At 65.3% G+C, this 19,753-nt stretch carries 16 protein-coding genes and 2 tRNA genes; 1 reads left to right on the top strand and 17 read right to left on the bottom strand.

Going from position 1 to position 19,753, the window contains the following annotated elements:
* Positions 1 to 9 precede the first annotated feature (9 nt).
* Positions 10 to 501: a ferritin-like domain-containing protein gene (locus tag AC07OX_RS30715; protein WP_495263207.1), complete on the bottom strand. Its 492-nt coding sequence runs from the start codon at positions 499 to 501 to the stop codon at positions 10 to 12.
* Positions 502 to 632: 131 nt separating this feature from the next.
* Between AC07OX_RS30715 and AC07OX_RS30720 the strand changes: the two genes are divergently transcribed.
* Complete coding sequence (locus tag AC07OX_RS30720) at positions 633 to 1,196, top strand: low affinity iron permease family protein (RefSeq protein ID WP_495263206.1); 564 nt, start codon at positions 633 to 635, stop codon at positions 1,194 to 1,196.
* Between the two features lie 77 nt (positions 1,197 to 1,273).
* On the opposite strand, the gene AC07OX_RS30725 is transcribed toward AC07OX_RS30720, so the two are convergent.
* The 16 genes from AC07OX_RS30725 to AC07OX_RS30800 form a co-directional block, all read right to left on the bottom strand.
* Positions 1,274 to 1,349, bottom strand: a tRNA-Phe gene (locus AC07OX_RS30725).
* 18 nt (positions 1,350 to 1,367) lie between these two features.
* Positions 1,368 to 2,069, bottom strand: a complete 702-nt coding sequence (locus AC07OX_RS30730) for a response regulator (protein WP_062480363.1) — start codon at positions 2,067 to 2,069, stop codon at positions 1,368 to 1,370.
* 77 nt (positions 2,070 to 2,146) lie between these two features.
* Positions 2,147 to 4,477 carry a sensor histidine kinase gene (locus AC07OX_RS30735; protein WP_495263205.1) on the bottom strand — a complete coding sequence of 777 codons (2,331 nt, stop codon included), beginning with the start codon at positions 4,475 to 4,477 and terminating at the stop codon, positions 2,147 to 2,149.
* Positions 4,474 to 5,043, bottom strand: a complete 570-nt coding sequence (locus AC07OX_RS30740; RefSeq protein WP_175497139.1) for a DUF4390 domain-containing protein — start codon at positions 5,041 to 5,043, stop codon at positions 4,474 to 4,476. Before AC07OX_RS30740 ends, AC07OX_RS30735 begins: the two co-directional genes overlap by 4 nt.
* Positions 5,044 to 5,095: 52 nt before the next feature.
* Positions 5,096 to 6,484, bottom strand: coding sequence for a 16S rRNA (cytosine(967)-C(5))-methyltransferase RsmB (gene rsmB, locus AC07OX_RS30745; RefSeq protein WP_495263204.1), 1,389 nt, complete (start codon positions 6,482 to 6,484; stop codon positions 5,096 to 5,098).
* A gap of 93 nt (positions 6,485 to 6,577) precedes the next feature.
* Positions 6,578 to 7,177 carry a LemA family protein gene (locus AC07OX_RS30750; protein WP_095743427.1) on the bottom strand — a complete coding sequence of 200 codons (600 nt, stop codon included), beginning with the start codon at positions 7,175 to 7,177 and terminating at the stop codon, positions 6,578 to 6,580.
* Positions 7,178 to 7,292: 115 nt separating this feature from the next.
* On the bottom strand, positions 7,293 to 11,528 hold the full coding sequence (gene rpoC, locus AC07OX_RS30755) for a DNA-directed RNA polymerase subunit beta' (RefSeq protein WP_495263203.1): 4,236 nt from the start codon (positions 11,526 to 11,528) through the stop codon (positions 7,293 to 7,295).
* Between the two features lie 21 nt (positions 11,529 to 11,549).
* A complete protein-coding gene (rpoB, locus tag AC07OX_RS30760; protein WP_095743426.1) occupies positions 11,550 to 15,674 on the bottom strand; it encodes a DNA-directed RNA polymerase subunit beta in 4,125 nt (1,374 codons plus the stop codon).
* Positions 15,675 to 15,975: 301 nt separating this feature from the next.
* The gene (gene rplL / locus AC07OX_RS30765; protein WP_070063901.1) at positions 15,976 to 16,350 is read right to left on the bottom strand and encodes a 50S ribosomal protein L7/L12; all 375 of its coding nucleotides are present in this window, start codon (positions 16,348 to 16,350) and stop codon (positions 15,976 to 15,978) included.
* 47 nt (positions 16,351 to 16,397) lie between these two features.
* Entirely contained in the window at positions 16,398 to 16,937 is a 540-nt protein-coding gene (gene rplJ / locus AC07OX_RS30770; protein WP_056584633.1) for a 50S ribosomal protein L10, read from the bottom strand.
* Positions 16,938 to 17,183: 246 nt separating this feature from the next.
* Positions 17,184 to 17,882, bottom strand: a complete 699-nt coding sequence (rplA, locus tag AC07OX_RS30775) for a 50S ribosomal protein L1 (protein WP_062479319.1) — start codon at positions 17,880 to 17,882, stop codon at positions 17,184 to 17,186.
* Positions 17,883 to 18,314, bottom strand: coding sequence for a 50S ribosomal protein L11 (rplK, locus tag AC07OX_RS30780; RefSeq protein ID WP_056584627.1), 432 nt, complete (start codon positions 18,312 to 18,314; stop codon positions 17,883 to 17,885).
* Between the two features lie 141 nt (positions 18,315 to 18,455).
* Positions 18,456 to 19,067 (bottom strand): transcription termination/antitermination protein NusG, encoded by a 612-nt coding sequence (nusG, locus tag AC07OX_RS30785; RefSeq protein WP_062479316.1) that lies wholly within the window; start codon positions 19,065 to 19,067, stop codon positions 18,456 to 18,458.
* Positions 19,067 to 19,450 carry a preprotein translocase subunit SecE gene (gene secE, locus AC07OX_RS30790; protein WP_062479313.1) on the bottom strand — a complete coding sequence of 128 codons (384 nt, stop codon included), beginning with the start codon at positions 19,448 to 19,450 and terminating at the stop codon, positions 19,067 to 19,069. The genes nusG and secE overlap by 1 nt, the downstream gene beginning before the upstream one ends.
* 101 nt (positions 19,451 to 19,551) lie before the next feature.
* A tRNA-Trp gene (locus AC07OX_RS30795) sits at positions 19,552 to 19,627 on the bottom strand.
* 21 nt (positions 19,628 to 19,648) lie between these two features.
* Positions 19,649 to 19,753, bottom strand: a 105-nt coding sequence (locus AC07OX_RS30800) for an EF-Tu C-terminal domain-related protein (protein WP_475539795.1), incomplete at its 5' end; no start/stop codon positions are given.

The raw sequence follows: 19,753 nt of genomic DNA on the forward strand, positions 1-19,753 counted from the left end.
GCCGGCCGGTCAGCCCTTGGCGCTGCGGAATTGATCGCGCAGGCCCTTGATCTGGTCATGGTTGGCTTGCGCACCGTCGGCCTGGCGCTGCACCAGCATGCGCACCTCGGCCGGCAGGTCGGTCTTGAGGGCCTTGCGGTAACGCGCGAGTGCCGCGTCTTCGCCGCGCTCGCATTCCTCAAGTATCGACAGCGAGCTGTTCGCGCCAACCGCGCCCTTCACATGCACCCAGCCGCGATGCACGGCACCGCTGACCGTGCCGCCGTCGTCGGGTTTGCCGCCGAGCTGGCGGATGAGTGCGGTGAGTTCGGATGCCGCGCTGGCGCATTGCGAGGCGCGGCTTTCGAACACCGGCTTCAGTTGCGCCGAGTCGACTTCCTTCGCGCAGGCGCGAAAGCCGTACTCACCGTCGCGCGTGTTCTCCAGAAGGTCGTTCAGAACGTCGATCACCTGATCGTTGGACACCGCGTCTGCGGTGGTTGCCTGGGTATCGTTGGCCATGGGTGGTTGCTCCTTGAAGGCCGGTCGCCAAAGCGAGGGCCGGGTTGAGAAAGAAAGACTGCAATGAGCCTTCATGGTCGACACGGTGCGGGAAGCGCCCTGTCGTCTCGACCCGACGACGCGTGTAAGCCGTGTCCGAGGCCACGGCCACGCGCCGCCATGCGCCGACAGCCTCAGGGGAATTGCGATGCCATGCGAGGCGGGCCTCGGCTGACGCGCTCGCACGCACCGCCGCGGCAGCATCGCCCCGACTGGAGGACACGCGCATGGAGCGACTCTTTGATTCCTTCGCCAACACCGTCGCACGCTGGACGGGCAGCCCGGCGGCCTTCCTGGTCTGCGTGGTCGTCGTCGTGGCCTGGGCGGTCGCGGGGCCGTTTTTCGGTTTTTCGGAAACGTGGCAGCTGGTGATCAACACCGGCACCACCATCGTCACCTTCCTCATGGTGTTCCTGATCCAGAACACGCAGAACCGCGACAGCGTCGCCCTGCAGACCAAGCTCGACGAACTGATCCGCACCTCCGACGCGGAGGACGACTTCATCGGCATCGAGCGGCTCACGGACAAGGAGTTGATCGCGCTGCACGCGCGCTGCGAGGCGGCGGCGAAGCAGAGCCAGGCGACGCTGGCGAAGACGCGGGCCGAACGCAGGCGCCGCGGGCATGACGACATCAACGGGGATCGGGTCGGATAGCGGGAGCAGCATTCCCGCTACACGACCCCAGAATGCAAAAAGCCCAACCTCGGAAGGTCGGGCTTTTTGACTGAATTTGGTGGCCTGGGGCGGAATCGAACCACCGACACGCGGATTTTCAATCCGCTGCTCTACCAACTGAGCTACCGGGCCATTGTGTGCAGCCTCAAATTATACAGCGCTTCTGCGGCCTCGGGAAAGGTCCACACCCAATTGTTTGAGTTTTCTATAAAGATGGGTGCGCTCGAGGCCGGTTTTCTCGGCCACGCGGGTCATCGAACCGTTCTCCATCGCCAGATGGAACTCGAAGTAGGCCTTCTCGAAACCGTCGCGCGCGTCGCGCAGCGGGCGGTCCAGGTCGAAGCTCTGGGTCGACTGCGGACCCGCGTCGGCCACAGGCACGGCCGCCAGCGACGCCATCAGCAGGCTGTCGCCCGTGGTCGTGATGGCGGCGGCCTGGTGGGCGCCCGTGGGCGGCGGCACCACGCCGGCGGCGGTGCGGCGCGCGCTCTCGCGCGCCAGCCCCTGCTCCACCGCCTTGAGCAGCTTCTGCAACGTGATGGGTTTTTCGAGGAACGCGAAGGCGCCGATGCGCGTGGCATCGACCGCGGTGTCGATGGTGGCGTGGCCGCTCATCATGATGACCGGCATGCTCAGCAGGCCCGCGGTGGACCACTCCTTGAGCAAGGTGACGCCGTCGGTGTCCGGCATCCAGATGTCGAGCAGCACGAGATCGGGCCGGGCGCGTTGTCGGGCCGCGCGGGCTTCGGCGGCGTTTTCCGCGAGCTCCACGTTGTGGCCTTCGTCATTGAGAATTTCGAAGAGCAGGTCCCTGATGCCCAGCTCGTCATCGACCACGAGAATGTTTGCCATGAGTGCTGCTTGTTGTATGCGCTGGTGTGTATTGATCCGCTCCCGATCCAGCCCCTATGCGCTGGATTCGCCGGTACTCAGGCGGACGAAGATTTCGAATCTTCGGTGTGAGCGACCGCTGCCCGCGGTTCGCCTGCCAGCGCGAATGATAGCGAGACTTGCGCCCCCGCCACAGCCCCGTCGACGACACGGTTGGAAAGCTCGATGCGCGCGCCGTGTTCGTCGGCGATCTTCTTGACGACGGCCAGGCCCAAACCGGTACCTTTTGTTTTCGTGGTGACGTAGGGCTCGAAGGCGCGCTTGAGGATGTTTTCGGCAAAGCCGGGGCCGCTGTCCTGCACAGTGAGGCGCACGCGCTGGCCCGAATCGCCCAGCCGGGTGCGGATGACGACCTCGCCCACCCGGCCCGTGCCGCTGGCGGCGGCCTCGGCGGCGTCCTGCGCGTTCTGCAACAGGTTGTGCACGACCTGGCGGATCTGCTGTTCATCGCCGCGCACGGGCGGGCAGCGCTCGTCGAGCTCCGAGCGCAGCGTGATCGGCAGGTTCTCGGCGTGATACAGCTGCAGCACGTCGGCCAGCAACGCATTGAGGTCGACCGGCTTGAGGTCGGCCGCGGGCAGTCGCGCGTAGTCGCGGAATTCGTTCACCAGCCGCTTCATCGCATCGACCTGGTCGACGATGGTCTTGACCGACTTCACCAGGATGGCCTGCTCGGGCGGCTCCACCTTGCCCGAGAGCTTCATCTCGAGCCGCTCGGCCGACAGCTGGATCGGCGTGAGCGGGTTCTTGATCTCGTGCGCGAGGCGGCGCGCCACCTCGCCCCAGGCCTGTGCGCGCTGGGCCGAGACGATTTCGGAGATGTCGTCGAACACCAGCAGCCGCGCATCGCCCGGCAGCTCGGCGCCGCGCGCGACGATGTTGATGGCGTCGTCCTGCTGCGGCAGGTCGTTGCCGGTGGCGTGCAGTTCGAAGGCGTGCTGCCAATGGTCCAGGCCGTGCTGCATGCGCTCGACCAGGAACTCGTCGAACTGCTGCTGCACCTTGGCGCCGAAATCGGCCAGCCCCGGCACATCGACCAGCGCCTTGCCTTCATAGGCGGCGAGCGGCGCGCGCAGCACGCGGGTGGCGCCCGGGTTGGTGGACAGCACGGTGCCCTTGGCGTCGAGCACGATCACGCCCGAGGTCAGGTTGTCCAGGATGGTCTGCAGGTTGCCGCGGGCGGCGTCGAGCTGGTCCATGGTCTTCTCGACCGCGCCGCGGGCGTCGGCCAGCTGCTGGGTCATGACGGCGAACGAGCGCGTGAGACCGCCCAGTTCGTCCTTGCCCTGCAGCACGGCGGTGGGCCGCAGGTCGCCGGCGGCCACCTGGCGCACGCCGTCGGCCAGCACGAGCAGCGGCCGTGCGAGCTGGTTGCCGAACAGCACGGCCAGCAGCACCGCGCCGAACACGGCGAGGAACAGGCTCAGCGTGAGCGTGCCGATGTACATGCGCCGCAGCCCCTCGCGCGCGAGCGCGCGCTCCTGGTACTCGCGGTTGGCTTCCTGCACGGCCAGGGCGTTGGCGACCACCGCCGGCGGCAGCGGCCGCGTGACCTGCAGGTAGCGCGGCGCGGTGTCGAAATCGAAGCCCGGGCGCTGCACCATGGCCAGCGCGCGCACGCTGGCGCTCGACGGCGTGGCGCTGGGCAAGGCGGTTTCCTCCAGGCCCTCGACGTGCGCGACGGCGCGGTCGGGCCGCACCTGGCGGAACTGCTGCGCCGTCGGCCGCTCGGGGTTGAGCTGGAAGCGCGACGTGCCCGCGCTGGCCACCAGCTGGCCCGACCCGGTCCAGAGGATCACGTCGCTGGCTTCGAGCTGGTCGCGGATGCGCTCCAGCAGTAGCCCCGCGCTCGCGTCGGGCACCTGTGACAGCTGGGCGCTGGCGGTGCGGGTCTTGGCGGCGAGGTCGTCGGACAGCGAATCGAGCGTGGCCCGGCCCAGGTTCAGGCCGGCATCGAGCGCGCCCTCGACCTTGACGTCGAACCAGCTCTCGATCGAACGCGCGACGAACTGGTAGGACACCACGTAGACCAGCGCCCCGGGCACCACCCCCACGAGCGCGAAGATGGCAGCGAGCTTGATCAGCAGCCGGCTGCCGAACTTGCCCTGGCGCAACCGCCGCAGCAGCCGGAACGCGACCCAGCCGATCACCAGCACCAGCAGCACGGCCACCACCACGTTGATGCCGAACAGGCGCACGTAGTAGCGCTCGTACAGCGCGCGGTTGTTGGTGGCCTGGGCCAGCAGGAACATCAGCACCAGGCCGATGGCGGTGACCATCGCGGCGCCGACGCCCACGGCCCAGCGCAGCGCGCGCGAGCGGCGGGCGGCAGGCGTGGCCGCGGCGCCGCTGCGCGGCTTGCTGCTCACCGCTGCTTCTCCAACGGCAGCCGGGCGGTGCGCTCGGCGGCGATGTTCCACTCGGCCTGCCCGACCATGCCGATCTGGAAAGGACGCGGCAGCTGCGAGGTGTCAAGCCGGAAACGGAAGGTGACCTGATGCAGCGGCTCGTCGCCGATCTCGGCGGCGTCGCCCAGCCGCAACCGGCCGATGCGCTTGATGGCCTCGAGCGCGTCGCCGAGGCTGTCGAAGTTCTGGTTCAGCGAGATGCCGAAGCCGGCGGCGCCGGTGATCGGCACCGGCGACACATTCAGACGCCAGCGGCGCGTGAGGGGCTGGTAGGCCAGCCGCATGTGGCGCGCCACCTGGGCGACCTTGCGGTCGGTCCAGTACCAGCGCTCCTGGAAGACCTCGGCCTCGGCCACGAAATAGATGGCGATGCCCTTGTCGAGCACGTCTTCCACCAGCGTGGGCAGCTCGAACTGCACGGCCGCGCTCAGGTAGACGCCGTCGTCGGCCTGCTCCAGGCGCATCTGGGTGATGGTGGCGCCGCCGGGCCTGCCCTGGGCGGTGGCGGCGGCCGGGAACAGGGCCATCCACAGGGCCCAGGCCAGCCACAGGCCGGCCAGCAGGATCGACCGGCGGCCGTCAGTGCGGCGCGGGTTTTTCAAGCAGGGCGTAGAAGAAGCCGTCGTGGTCACCAGAGGGATTGTCCGGGACGCCACGGGCATTCGCCCCACTTTGGGGTAGCAAGTGTCCCGGGGACGGCAGCAAACGGGCGTCGGTGTTGCGTACAAGAAACGCATCAATTTGTTGCGAGCCTTCTTCGCGGAACACGGAACAGGTGCAATAAAGCAGCCGGCCACCGGGCCGTACGAGCGGCCACAGCGCGGCCAGCAGCATCGCCTGCTGGGTCGCCAGCTGGGCCGTGTCACTCTCGCGGCGCAGCCAGCGCACATCGGGATGGCGCCGCACGATGCCCGAAGCGGTGCACGGGGCGTCCAGCAGGATGGCGTCGAACAGGGCACCGTCCCACCAGTCAGCGGGGCGGCCGGCATCGGCCACCACCACCTTGGCCTTCAGGCCGAGGCGCGCGAGCGTCTCGTCGATGCGGCGGCTGCGCACGGCGTCGACCTCCAACGCGGTCACCTCGATGGCGCCGGGACCGGCCCGTTCGATCAGGTGCGCGGTCTTGCCGCCGGGGGCGGCGCAGGCGTCGAGCACGCGCAGCGGCGCGGCGCCGGGCGTGGCCGGCAGCAGGCCGTCGAGCAGCAAGGGGGCCGCGAGTTGCGCGGCGGCGTCCTGCACCGAGCAGGCACCCTCGGCGAAACCGGGCAGTTGCTGCACCGGGCGGGCGCGCGCGAGTTGCAGGCCGTCGGCCCCGACGCGCGTGGCCGCGAGGCCCACCGCTTCCAGTTCCAGCAGGTAGGCGGCCGGCGTCGATTGCAGCGCGTTGACGCGCAAGGTCATCGGCGCCTGGGCGTTGTCGGCCGACAGCACGCGCTGCCAGTCGCGCGGGTGGTCGCGCTTGAGGCGTTCGATCCACCAGCGCGGGTGGTTCCATTGCGCGACCGGTTCGGTGTCGGTGGCGGCCACGAGCTCGTCGCGCTCGCGCAGGAAGCGGCGCAGGCAGGCGTTGATGAAGCTGGCCTGCGCCCGCGTCGCCGGGTTGCGCTTGGCGGCTTCCACGGCCTGGTCGACCAGCGTGAAGGGTTCGTAGGGGGCGTGGTCGCTGTGCCAGGCCAGCGCGAGCGCGGTGCACAGCAAGGCGTCGGGCAGCGGCGGCGGCGTGCGCTTGGCCAGGTGGCGGCGCAGCGCCTCGGCGCGGCCGAGCCAGCGCAACACCTGGAAGCCGAGCGCCTGCACGCCGGGGCGCAGCGCGGGCTCGACCGCCTCGAACGCGACGGTGCCCGAGGTGCCGGCGCGAATCGACGCCAGCGCCCCTGCGGTCAGTTGCAGTTGGCGCCAGAGCGGCGGTTGTTGCGGCGCCGAGGAAGCGCTGCCCGAAGAGGGGTCGGAGGAAAGATCTGCTGGCAAGTTGGAGCCGATGGTAACGGGCGAGAAAGACAGCACGCCGCGCGGTGGGAATGGAAACGAAGGCGTTGCCGCCTGTCGCCGGGTCGGGTCAGGTCACAGCAGCGGGGCCGCGGGCCGCAGTCGCACGATCCAGGCCACCAGCAACGCCGGGAACTGGGCGATGCCCGCGTTGTACTGCGCCACGGCCTGGTTGAACTGGCCGCGTGCGATTTCCGCCGCCGCCGACGGCTCGGGCCAGGCGATGGGCGCGGCCGGATCGGACGCGCCACCCAGGCCGGGCATCAGCGGCGCGGGCCGCGAGAGCGTGCCGTCCGCATCGAACACGGTGACCGCGCCCGGGTACTGGCGCCGCCATGCCGCAATGAGCACCTGCAGCGCGGTGGCCAGCGCCGCCATGCTGCCCGGGTCGAGCGGGCGCACCCGCGTCGCGCCGAGCAGGGTCGCGAGCTGCGTCGTGGCGGCCTGCAGCGGCGCCACGGTGGGCGCGCCTTCGGGCGGCGACTCGGGCCGGGGCGCGGCGGTGATGCTGGCCTGGACGAAATCGAGTTGCTTGCGCAGCGCCACGTCGAGCACGGCGTAGGCCTGGAGCACGGCCGCGCGCAAACGCACCAGCCGGTTGTAGGCGCCCACGAACCAGAACAGCAGCAGTGCGGCAACGAGCCAGCCGGCCAGCGAATCGGGCAGGACGCTCATCGGAAACAGAACCTCTTGGTCATCGGTCGGAACCCTGCGAACACAAAGAAAAACGCCCCCCGACCGGAGCGGTCGGGGGGCGTGGGCAACCGGTCATGCCGGTGATGCTAACCAGTTATTCGGTCGCGGCGCCTTCGTTGGCGTCCACCGTGCTGGTCGCTGCATCGCTGTCGCCGGAGCCGGCCAGTTCGGCGGCTTCCGACTCGGCGATGGCGCGGCGCTCGGCCTCGTCCATGGCGTCCTTGACCTTGCGGGCCTGGTGGTAGGCCATGCCGGTGCCTGCGGGAATCAGGCGACCGACGATGACGTTTTCCTTCAGACCGCGCAGCTCGTCGCGCTTGCCCATGATCGCGGCTTCGGTCAGCACGCGCGTCGTTTCCTGGAACGAAGCGGCCGAGATGAACGAGTCGGTCGACAGCGACGCCTTCGTGATACCCAGCAGCAGGTTGGTGAACGTCGCGGGGATCTTTCCTTCGGCGCGCAGGGCGTCGTTGGTGTTGAGCATTTCGCTGCGTTCGACCTGTTCGCCGGAGATGTAGCTCGTGTCGCCGATGTTGTCGACCACGACGCGGCGCAGCATCTGGCGAACGATCACCTCGATGTGCTTGTCGTTGATCTTCACACCCTGCAAACGGTACACGTCCTGCACTTCGTCCACGATGTAGCGCGCGAGTTCTTCCGAACCCAGCAGGCGCAGGATGTCCTGCGGGTCTGCCGGACCGTCGACCACGCTTTCGCCCTTGTTCACCACCTGGCCTTCGTGCACCAGGATGTTCTTTTCCTTCGGCACGAGGTCTTCGTAGACGCCGCCTTCGGGATCGGTGATCTGCAGGCGGATCTTGCCCTTCGTTTCCTTGCCGAACGACACGGTACCGGTCATCTCGGCCAGCATGCCCTTGTCCTTCGGCGAACGGGCTTCGAACAGCTCGGCCACGCGCGGCAGACCGCCGGTGATGTCTCGGGTCTTCTGACCTTCGACCGGGATGCGTGCCAGCACTTCGCCGGGGCCCACGTCCTGACCGTCGCGGATCTGCACCAGGGCGCCAATCGGGAAGCCGATCGTCACCGAGTGGTCGGTGCCGGGGATCTTCACTTCGAGGCCTTGGGCGTCGATCAGCTTGACCTGCGGACGCACGACCTTGGCAGCGCCGCGGCGCTTCGGGTCGATCACGACCAGGGTCGACAGACCGGTCACTTCGTCCACCTGCTTGGCGACCGTCAGGCCTTCCTCGACGTTCTCGAACTGCGCCTTGCCGGCGAACTCGGTAATGATCGGGCGGGTCAGCGGGTCCCAGTTGGCGAGCACGTGGCCGGCCTTGATCTGCTGGTCGGCCTTGACCGTCAACGTGGCGCCGTACGGCACCTTGTGACGCTCGCGCTCACGGCCGTGCTCGTCATGGATGACGATCTCGCCCGAACGCGAAATCACGACCAGCTCGCTCTTGCTGTTGGTCACGTAGCGCATCGTGGCGTTGAAGCCGATCGAGCCGTTCGACTTGGCTTCCACGCTCGAGGCGATGGCGGCGCGCGAAGCGGCACCACCGATGTGGAAGGTACGCATCGTCAGCTGCGTGCCGGGTTCGCCGATGGACTGGGCAGCGATCACACCGACGGCTTCGCCGATGTTGATCAGGCCGCCGCGGCCCAGGTCGCGGCCGTAGCAGGTCGCGCAGATGCCGAAACGCGTTTCGCAGGTCAGCGCGGTGCGGACCTTGACTTCGTCGACGCCCTGGGCTTCCAGTGCTTCGATGTTGTCTTCGTCGAACATCTCGCCGGCCTTGAGCAGCACCGAACGGTTTTCCGGGTGCAGCACGTCGTCCGCCGCCGAGCGGCCCAGGATTCGGTCGCGCAGCGACTCGATCACTTCACCGCCTTCGACGATGGCGCGCATCAGGTAGCCGCCGTGCGTGCCGCAGTCCTGCTCGGTGACCACCAAGTCTTGCGTCACGTCGACCAGACGACGGGTCAGGTAACCCGAGTTCGCCGTCTTCAGCGCCGTGTCGGCCAGACCCTTACGGGCACCGTGGGTGGAGATGAAGTACTCCAACACGTTCAGGCCTTCGCGGAAGTTCGCGGTAATGGGCGTCTCGATGATCGAGCCGTCCGGCTTGGCCATCAGGCCCCGCATACCGGCCACCTGGCGAATCTGCGCTGCGGAACCGCGGGCGCCGGAGTCGGCCATCATGTAGATGGAGTTGAAGGACTCCTGCTCGACTTCCTTGCCGTGACGGTCGATGACCTTCTGCTTGGAGAGCTTGGCCATCATGACCTTCGACACTTCGTCGCCGGCCTTGCCCCAGATGTCCACCACCTTGTTGTAGCGCTCGCCGGAGGTCACGAGACCGGAGACGTACTGCTGTTCGATCTCCTTCACTTCCTTGGCCGAGCGCTCGATGATGCCGTGCTTTTCAGCGGGCACCAGCATGTCGTCGATCGCGATCGAGATGCCGGCCTTGGTCGCCAGGCGGAAGCCGTTTTGCAGCAGCTTGTCGGCGAACACGACGGTCTCTTTCAGGCCGCACTTGCGGAACGAGACGTTGATGAGCTTGGAGATTTCCTTCTTCTTCAGCGCCTTGTTGATGTTCGAGAACGGCAGGCCCTTGGGCAGGATCTCGGACAGCAGGGCACGGCCCACGGTGGTGTCCACGAGCGAGGTCGACGGCGTGAAGACGCCGGTTTCCTTGTCCTTGGTGTACTCCGTGATGCGCACCGCGACCTTGGCGGTGAGCTCGACTTCGTTGGCGTCCAGCGCGCGCTGCACTTCACCGATGTCGGAGAAGATCAGGCCCTCGCCCTTGCCGTTGATGCGGTCGCGGGTCGTGTAGTACAGACCCAGCACCACGTCCTGCGAAGGAACGATCGACGGTTCGCCCGAAGCCGGGAACAGCACGTTGTTGGAGGCCAGCATCAGCGTGCGGGCTTCCATCTGCGCTTCCACCGACAGCGGCACGTGGACAGCCATCTGGTCGCCGTCGAAGTCGGCGTTGAAAGCCGCGCAAACGAGCGGGTGCAGCTGGATGGCCTTGCCTTCGATCAGGATCGGCTCGAACGCCTGGATGCCCAAACGGTGCAGCGTAGGCGCACGGTTCAGCATGACCGGATGTTCCTTGATCACTTCTTCCAGGATGTCCCAGACCACCGGCGTGCCCGATTCGACTTCCTTCTTGGCAGCCTTGATCGTCGTCGCGATGCCCATGGCTTCCAGGCGCGAGAAGATGAAGGGCTTGAACAGTTCGAGCGCCATCAGCTTGGGCAGGCCGCACTGGTGCAGCTTGAGCGTCGGGCCCACCACGATGACCGAACGGCCCGAGTAGTCCACGCGCTTGCCCAGCAAGTTCTGGCGGAAACGACCGCTCTTGCCCTTGATCATGTCGGCCAGCGACTTCAGCGCGCGCTTGTTGGCGCCCGTCATGGCCTTGCCACGGCGGCCGTTGTCCAGCAGCGAGTCGACAGCCTCTTGCAGCATCCGCTTTTCGTTGCGCGCGATGATTTCCGGAGCCTTCAGCTCCAGCAGGCGGCGCAGACGCGAGTTGCGGTTGATGACGCGGCGGTACAGGTCGTTCAGGTCGGAGGTCGCGAAGCGGCCGCCGTCCAGCGGCACCAGCGGACGCAGGTCCGGCGGCAGCACGGGCAGCACTTCGAGCACCATCCACTGGGGCTTGATGCCCGACTTGCGGAAGGCCTCGAGCACCTTCAGGCGCTTGGAGTTCTTCTTGACCTTGACTTCGGAGCCGGTCAGGTCGCCGCGCAGGCGTTCGATCTCGCTGTCGAGTTCGATGCCTTCGAGCAGGTCCTTGATGCCTTCGGCGCCCATCTTGGCGATGAACTCGTCACCGTATTCCTTGCGCTTGGCGTCGTAGTCGTCCTCGGACATGATGCCGAACTTCTTCAGCGGGGTCATGCCGGGGTCGGTGATCACGTACGCTTCGAAGTACAGCACGCGTTCGATGTCGCGCAGCGTCATGTCGAGCACGAGGCCCAGACGCGACGGCAGCGACTTCAGGAACCAGATGTGGGCGCAGGGCGCGGCCAGGTCGATGTGACCCATGCGCTCGCGACGCACCTTGGTCTGCGTGACTTCAACGCCGCACTTCTCGCAGATCACGCCGCGGTGCTTCAGGCGCTTGTACTTGCCGCACAGGCACTCGTAGTCCTTGATGGGGCCGAAGATCTTGGCGCAGAACAGACCGTCGCGCTCGGGCTTGAACGTGCGGTAGTTGATCGTCTCAGGCTTCTTCACCTCGCCGAAAGACCACGAACGGATCTTCTCGGGCGAAGCCATGCCGATCTTGATGGCATCGAAATGCTCATCGGGCGTGAATTGCTTGAACAGGTCGAGTAGCGATTTCATAAGACTCTTTCCCTTTTCAACTTAGGAACGCTCGAGCTCGATGTCGAGACCCAGCGAACGAATTTCCTTGACCAGCACGTTGAACGATTCCGGCATGCCGGCTTCGATCGAGTGCTCGCCCTTGACGATGCTTTCGTACACCTTGGTACGGCCTTGCACGTCGTCGGACTTCACGGTCAGCATTTCCTGCAGGACGTAGGCGGCGCCGTAAGCTTCCAGCGCCCACACTTCCATTTCACCGAAACGCTGGCCGCCGAACTGCGCCTTGCCGCCCAGCGGTTGCTGCGTGACGAGCGAGTACGGGCCGGTCGAACGGGCGTGCATCTTGTCGTCCACCAAGTGGTGCAGCTTCAAGAAGTGCATGTAGCCGACGGTGACGGGACGCTCGAACTGGTCGCCGGTGCGGCCGTCGTACAGGTAGGCCTGCGTGCGCGTCTCGGTCAGGCCCTTGAGCTTGGCGATGTCGTCCGGGTAGGCGAGCTTGAGCATGCCGCGGATTTCTTCTTCCGAGGCGCCGTCGAACACCGGCGTCGCGAAGGTCGCGCCGCTTTGCAGGTTCGCCGCCATGGCGAGCAGCTCGGTGTCGCTCAGCTGGTCGAGCTCTTCCTTGCGGCCCGAGCCGTTGTACAGCTGCTCCATGAACTTGCGCAGCTCGGCCACCTTGGCCTCTTGCTGCAGCAGGTCACCGATGCGCTGGCCGATGCCCTTGCCGGCCCAGCCCAGATGCACTTCGAGCACCTGACCCACGTTCATCCGCGAAGGCACGCCCAGCGGGTTCAGGCAGATGTCGCACGGCGTACCGTCGGCCATGTGGGGCATGTCTTCGACCGGAACGATCTTGGACACCACACCCTTGTTGCCGTGACGGCCGGCCATCTTGTCGCCGGGTTGCAGGCGGCGCTTGACGGCCAGGTAGACCTTGACCATCTTGAGCACGCCCGCGGGCAGCTCGTCGCCCTGCGTGAGCTTCTTGCGCTTTTCTTCGAATGCGAGGTCGAAGCTGTGGCGCGTCTGCTCGAGCGAGTTCTTGATCGACTCGAGCTGCGAGGCCACGTCGTCTTCCGCCGGGCGGATGTCGAACCAATGGAACTTCTCGACCGACGACAGGTAGGCCTTGTCGAGCTTGGTGCCCTTGGCCAGCTTGTTCGGGCCGCCGTTGGCGACCTTGCCGGTCAAGAGCTTCTCGATACGGTCGAACGCGTCGGCTTCGACGATGCGCAGCTGGTCGTTCAGGTCGAGGCGGAAGCGCTTGAGTTCATCGTCGATGATCTGCTGGGCGCGCTTGTCGCGCTGGATGCCTTCGCGGGTGAACACCTGCACGTCGATCACGGTGCCTTGCGAGCCCTGGTCCACACGCAGCGAGGTGTCCTTCACGTCGGAAGCCTTCTCGCCGAAGATGGCGCGAAGCAGCTTCTCTTCCGGCGTCAGCGTGGTCTCGCCCTTCGGCGTGACCTTGCCCACCAGCGTGTCGCCCGGCTGCACTTCGGCGCCGACATAAATGATGCCGGATTCGTCGAGGCGGTTGAGCTGCTGCTCGGCCAGGTTCGGGATGTCGCGCGTGATTTCTTCGGCGCCCAGCTTCGTGTCGCGGGCCATCACCACCAGTTCCTCGATGTGGATCGAGGTGTAGCGGTCTTCGGCGACGACGCGTTCCGAGATCAGGATCGAGTCTTCGAAGTTGTAGCCGTTCCAGGGCATGAACGCGATCAGCATGTTCTGGCCCAGGGCCAGTTCGCCGAGGTCGGTCGAGGCGCCGTCGGCCACCACGTCGCCCTTGGCGATCTTGTCACCGCGCTTGACGATGGGGCGCTGGTGGATGTTGGTGTTCTGGTTCGAACGCTGATACTTGATCAGGTTGTAGATGTCCACACCGACTTCACCGGCTGCCGCTTCGGCGTCGTTCACGCGCACCACGACACGGGTCGCGTCGACGTAGTCGACGATACCGCCGCGGGTGGCCGTGACCACGGTGCCCGAGTCGACCGCGGAGACGCGCTCGATGCCGGTACCGACCATCGGCTTTTCGGGGCGCAGCACAGGCACGGCCTGACGCTGCATGTTGGCGCCCATCAACGCGCGGTTCGCGTCGTCGTGCTCCAGGAAAGGCACCAGCGAGGCGGCCACCGACACGATCTGCGCGGGCGACACGTCCATGTACTGGATGCGCTCGGCACCCACCAGGATCGATTCGCCGGCTTCACGCGCGGAGACCAGGTCGCCGGTCAGCTTGCCGTCCTTGTCCAGGACCGCATTGGCCTGGGCGATGACGTACTTGCCTTCTTCGATGGCCGACAGGTAGTCGATGTCCATCGTGACCTTGCTGTCGACCACGCGGCGGTACGGCGTCTCGATGAAGCCGTACTCGTTCAGGCGGGCGTACAGGGCCAGCGAGTTGATCAGACCGATGTTCGGGCCTTCAGGCGTTTCGATCGGGCACACGCGGCCGTAGTGGGTCACGTGCACGTCGCGCACTTCGAAGCCTGCACGTTCACGCGTCAGACCACCCGGGCCAAGGGCCGACACGCGGCGCTTGTGGGTGATTTCGGACAGCGGGTTCGTCTGGTCCATGAACTGCGACAGCTGCGACGCACCGAAGAATTCCTTCAACGCGGCCGAGATCGGCTTGCTGTTGATCAGGTCGTGCGGCATCAGCGGCTCTTGCTCGGCCTGACCCAGACGTTCCTTCACGGCCTTCTCGATACGTGCCAGGCCGGTGCGGTACTGGTTTTCGGCCAGTTCGCCGACGCAACGCACGCGGCGGTTGCCCAGGTGGTCGATGTCGTCGACTTCGCCGTTGCCGTTGCGCAGGTCCACGAGGATCTTGACCACGGCCAGGATGTCTTCGTTGGTCAGCACCATCGGGCCGGTCGATTCGTCGCGGCCGACCTTGGCGTTGAACTTCATGCGGCCCACGCGCGACAGGTCGTACGTGTCCGGGTTGTAGAACAGGCGCTGGAACAGGGCCTGCACCGCGTCTTCCGTCGGCGGCTCGCCGGGGCGCATCATGCGGTAGATGGCCACGCGGGCTGCGAACTCGTCGACGGTTTCGTCGATGCGCAGCGTCTGCGAGATGTACGCGCCCTGGTCCAGTTCGTTCGTGTAGATGACCTGGATGTCCTGCACGCCGGCCGTGCGCAGCTTCTTGAGCAGCGCTTCGGTCAGCTCGTCGTTGGCCTTGGCCAGGATTTCGCCGGAGTCGGCGTCGACGATGTTGCGGGCGATGACGCGGCCGACCAGGAAGTCTTCCGGCACGCTGATGTGCGTGGTACCGCCCTGCTCGAGCTCACGCGTGTGGCGCGCGGTGACGCGCTTGTCCTTGGCGACCACGACCTTGCCCGACTTGTCGGTGATGTCGAAGCGCGCGACTTCGCCGCGCAGGCGCTCGGAGACGAACTCCATCTGCGCGCCGCTGTCCATCAGGCGGAAGTTGTCGTTCACGAAGAAGTTCGCGAGGATCGATTCCGGGTTCAGGCCGATGGCCTTCAGCAGGATCGTGACCGGCATCTTGCGGCGACGGTCCACGCGGAAGTACAGCATGTCCTTCGGGTCGAACTCGAAGTCGAGCCACGAACCGCGGTAAGGAATCACGCGGGCCGAGAACAGCAGCTTGCCCGAGCTGTGCGTCTTGCCCTTGTCGTGTTCGAAGAACACACCGGGCGAACGGTGCAGCTGCGAGACGATCACGCGCTCGGTGCCGTTGATGATGAACGAACCCTTGTCGGTCATGAGCGGCACTTCGCCCATGTAGACCTCTTGTTCCTTCACTTCCTTGACCACCTTCGACTGCGAGGTCGACGACTCGCGGTCATAGATGATGAGCTGCACCTTGGCGCGCACGGCCGAGGCGAAGGTCAGACCACGGGTCTGGCACTCACGCACATCGAACGCCGGCTTCGCCAGGTTGTACTCGAGGAACTTCATCTCGACGAAACCGTTGTGCGAGACGATCGGGAAGGCAGCGTCGAACGCGGCCTGCAGGCCTTCGACGGTGCGGTGCTTGGGGGCGATGCCGGCTTGCAGGAACGCGGTGTACGCGTCTTTCTGCATCTGCAGCAGGTAGGGGATTTCGACGACGCTGTCGCGGTTACCGAAACTTTTTCGGATGCGCTTGCGTTCGGTGTAACTGTACGCGGACGATTGGGCCATGAGAGCTCCGGTGCTTGAGATCTTCAGCGACTTGTCAGCAGTGCCGGGCGAACGGCACCACTGCTTGGCGGCTGGCCACTACCAGCCGTTGGCGGACGGCGATGCATTGCACATCGCCCGAACCAAGGGGTCTTCTGCAGTCGGGTTCAGAAGACACTCAAAAATCGTCTTGGCTTTTGCTATTCCATCGACCTTTCGGCCTCTGAAAGAACCGGCGCCAAGCCGGCTTTTGGGTGCGCTCTGAAAGCGGCAAAGGCTGGAGGGCCTTTTCAGGCACCTCCAGCCCTCTAGGGGGTCTGAATTACTTCAGTTCCACCTTGGCGCCGGCATCTTCCAGCTTCTTCTTGGCGGCTTCAGCGTCAGCCTTCGACAGGCCTTCCTTGACAGCCTTGGGAGCGGCTTCCACCAGGTCCTTGGCTTCCTTGAGGCCCAGGCCGGTGATTTCGCGCACGGCCTTGATCGCCGACACCTTGTTCGCGCCAGCATCCATCAGCATGACGTTGAATTCGGTTTGCTCTTCAGCGACTGCAGCAGCAGCGCCACCGCCGGCAGCGGGTGCCGACATGGCTGCGGCGCTCACGCCAAACTTCTCTTCGATGGCCTTCACCAGGTCGTTGAGTTCCAGGACCGTCATTGCGTCGAGCGCGGTCAGAAATGCGTCTTTATCGAATGCCATTTTTGTTTCCTAACAATTGGGTTGAATATTCAAAAACGAGGGCGCGCTCAGGCGGCCTGCGCTTCTTCTGCCGGTGCATCGGCGACGGGTGCAGCTTCGCCACCACCACGCTTCTCGGCCAGCGCCGCGAGCACGCGGGCGGTACGAGAAATCGGGGATTGCATCAAGCCCAGCAGTTGCGCCAGCAGCACTTCCTTGGAAGGGATGTTGGCCAGTTGCTTCACGCCTTCGACGTCCAGGGCCTTGCCACCGAATGCGCCACCGCGAATCACCAACTTGTCGTTGGTCTTCGCGAAATTGGCCACCACCTTTGCGGCAGCCACAGCGTCTTCGGAGAAGCCATAGATCAGCGGACCGGTCATCTGGTCGCCGACGATCTCAAACGGGCTGCCAGCGACAGCACGGCGAGCCAGCGTGTTCTTCAGAACACTCAGGGTCACACCGTTGCTGCGCGCTTCGCTGCGCAGTTTGGTCATATCGGCCACCGTGATGCCACGGTATTCCGCCATCACGAGCGTTTGAGCTTTTGCGGCGAGGCTGGTCACATCACTGATGACCGCTTCTTTCTCACTGCGATTCAGACTCAAGGTCTACTCCTTTTAATGCGACCTTCGGCCGGGGCCTCGGATCGCGCTTCATGCAGCGACCAACTGTTTCGGAACAAAAATCAAATTCCTTGCAGTGGGGTCGCCATCTGCGCTGGATACCGGAAGGATCGATCCGGCCATTAAGTGCAGCGCCCTGCACACCAGCGGTCTTGGATGGCTCGCGGCAACCGAAGCTGCCGCGACCCACCACATCTGCCCTCTCCTTGCGGGATCGGGCAAATCTCTTTAGCTCGCCGAGATGGTTTGCGTGTCCACGCGGACACCCAGACCCATGGTCGACGACACAGCCACCTTGCGCAGGTACACGCCCTTGCTGGTCGCCGGCTTGGCCTTGACCAGAGCGTCGATCAGCGCAGCGAGGTTGCCTTGCAGCTTGTCGTTGTCGAACGAGCGACGGCCGATCGTGCCGTGGATGATGCCGGCCTTGTCGACGCGGAATTGGACCTGGCCAGCCTTGGCGTTCTTGACAGCGGTGGCGACGTCAGGCGTCACGGTGCCAACCTTGGGGTTGGGCATCAGGCCACGCGGGCCGAGGATCTGACCGAGCGTACCGACGACGCGCATGGCGTCAGGGGCAGCGATCACGACGTCGAAAGGCATGTCGCCAGCCTTGACCATCGCAGCCAGGTCGTCCATGCCGACGATGTCGGCGCCGGCGGCCTTGGCTTCTTCAGCCTTGGCGCCTTGGGCGAACACGGCGACGCGCTTGGTCTTGCCGGTGCCGTTCGGCAGCACGACAGCACCGCGAACCACCTGGTCCGACTTCTTCGCGTCGATGCCCAGTTGCACGGCCACGTCGATCGATTCGTCGAACTTGGCGGTGGCGGCATCCTTGACGATGACGATGGCGTCAGCCAGGGGGTACAGCTTGTTGCTATCGACCTTGCCTTGCAGCGACTTTTGCTTCTTGGTGATCTTGGACATTTACACGCCCTCCACATTCACGCCCATCGAGCGGGCCGAGCCGGCGATGGTGCGAACTGCTGCGTCGAGGTCGGCGGCAGTCAGGTCCTTCATCTTGGCCTTGGCGATTTCTTCGAGCTGAGCGCGCGTGATCTTGCCGACCTTGTCGGTGTGCGGACGGGCCGAACCCTTGTCCAGCTTGATGGCCTTCTTGATCAAGGTGATCGCCGGGGGCGTCTTGATGATGAAGGTGAAGCTCTTGTCAGCGAACGCGGTGATGACCACCGGCAGCGGCAGACCCGGCTCGACGCCTTGGGTTTGCGCGTTGAACGCCTTGCAGAACTCCATGATGTTCAGACCGCGCTGACCCAGTGCGGGACCGATCGGCGGGGACGGGTTGGCCTTACCAGCTGGCACTTGCAGCTTGATGAAGCCGACGATTTTTTTCGCCATGCTTTGCTCCTTGCGGGTGATATCGCCTTGGCTCTCGCCGCGGCTCCCCGGGGTTAAACGACTCTTCGATCAAGGCCGCGCGCCGAGTCGGACAACGCGCAGCCGGAAACTGGCAGGCCCGCCCGAAGGCAGGCCGCGGGATCAGGTCTTCTCGACCTGACCGAATTCGAGCTCCACAGGGGTGGCGCGGCCGAAAATCATGACCGACACGCTGACCTTGCTCTTCTCGTAGTTGACGTCTTCCACCGTGCCATTGAAGTCGGTGAACGGGCCTTCCTTGACGCGCACGAACTCACCCACGGTGAACTCGACCTTGTGGCGCGGCTTCTCGGTGCCCTGCTGCATCTGGTTGACGATGTCCTCGACCTCTTTCTGCGAGATCGGGGCCGGACGGTTCTTGGCGCCGCCCACGAAACCCGTCACCTTGTTGGTGTGCTTCACCAGGTGCCAGCTCTCGTCGTCCATGATCATTTCGACCAGCACGTAGCCCGGGAAGAAACGACGCTCGGTGGTGCGCTTCTGGCCGTTCTTGATCTCGACCACTTCTTCGGTCGGAACCAGGATGCGGCCGAACTTGTCCTGCATGCCGGCGCGGGTGATGCGCTCGGTGATGTTGCGCTCGACGGCCTTCTCCATGCCCGAGTAGGCATGCACCACGTACCAACGCAGATCAGGGTTGGCAGCGGGGGTCAGGAGAGGGTTCTGCTCCTCTTCCGGCGTGCTCTGCGTGGTTTCAACTGCGTCGTCGGTCATTATTTTCTCCAGCCCAGAATGAGGTCAAAGAACACCCATTCGAGCGTCTTGTCGGTGAGCCAGAGGAAGACGGACATGATCGCCACGAAGGCGAACACATAGGCCGTCATCTGCATCGATTCCTTGCGGGTCGGCCACACGACCTTCTTGACCTCGCGCCACGAGTCACGACCGAAAGCCCACAGCTGACGGCCATTCTCGGAGCTGCCGAAGGCGCCCACGGCCGCAGCCAGGCCGACCAGCAGCGCAGCCCATTGCACCAGCGAGCCTTGGCGCGACAGCAGGTAGAACGCGACGATCGCGCCCACCGCCAGCACCACCGCCGCAGCCAGCTTGGCTTTGTCGGCACCCGTGCTCACGGTTTCGATTTGAGAAGTGGCCATGTCGGCTGATTTCCTGTGGCCTCGCGGCCTTCAATTCAATGCGTCTCTTGAGACGCCGAAGCCCATCGGATCGCGATGGGCTTGTCGGGGTGCCACCTAGGTGGCAGGGGCAGTAGGAATCGAACCTACAACCTTCGGTTTTGGAGACCGACGCTCTGCCAATTGAGCTATACCCCTCCGGTACTCTTTACGCTCGGCTTAGATGTCGAGGATCTTGGCCACGACGCCCGAACCCACGGTACGGCCGCCTTCACGGATGGCGAAGCGCAGGCCTTCTTCCATCGCGATCGGGTTGATCAGCTT

It is taken from the genome of Variovorax sp. GW821-FHT09D07 (assembly GCF_059416345.1).

Bases quoted from the DNA above. Each gene is read 5' to 3' on its own strand.
- rplK (WP_056584627.1), bottom strand. From the start codon at position 18,314: ATGGCGAAAAAAATCGTCGGCTTCATCAAGCTGCAAGTGCCAGCTGGT.
- AC07OX_RS30730 (WP_062480363.1), bottom strand. From the start codon at position 2,069: ATGGCAAACATTCTCGTGGTCGATGACGAGCTGGGCATCAGGGACCTG.
- rplA (WP_062479319.1), bottom strand. From the start codon at position 17,882: ATGTCCAAGATCACCAAGAAGCAAAAGTCGCTGCAAGGCAAGGTCGAT.
- AC07OX_RS30750 (WP_095743427.1), bottom strand. From the start codon at position 7,177: ATGAGCGTCCTGCCCGATTCGCTGGCCGGCTGGCTCGTTGCCGCACTG.
- rpoC (WP_495263203.1), bottom strand. From the start codon at position 11,528: ATGAAATCGCTACTCGACCTGTTCAAGCAATTCACGCCCGATGAGCAT.
- rpoB (WP_095743426.1), bottom strand. From the start codon at position 15,674: ATGGCCCAATCGTCCGCGTACAGTTACACCGAACGCAAGCGCATCCGA.
- nusG (WP_062479316.1), bottom strand. From the start codon at position 19,067: ATGACCGACGACGCAGTTGAAACCACGCAGAGCACGCCGGAAGAGGAG.
- rplL (WP_070063901.1), bottom strand. From the start codon at position 16,350: ATGGCATTCGATAAAGACGCATTTCTGACCGCGCTCGACGCAATGACG.
- secE (WP_062479313.1), bottom strand. From the start codon at position 19,450: ATGGCCACTTCTCAAATCGAAACCGTGAGCACGGGTGCCGACAAAGCC.
- AC07OX_RS30715 (WP_495263207.1), bottom strand. From the start codon at position 501: ATGGCCAACGATACCCAGGCAACCACCGCAGACGCGGTGTCCAACGAT.
- AC07OX_RS30740 (WP_175497139.1), bottom strand. From the start codon at position 5,043: ATGGCCCTGTTCCCGGCCGCCGCCACCGCCCAGGGCAGGCCCGGCGGC.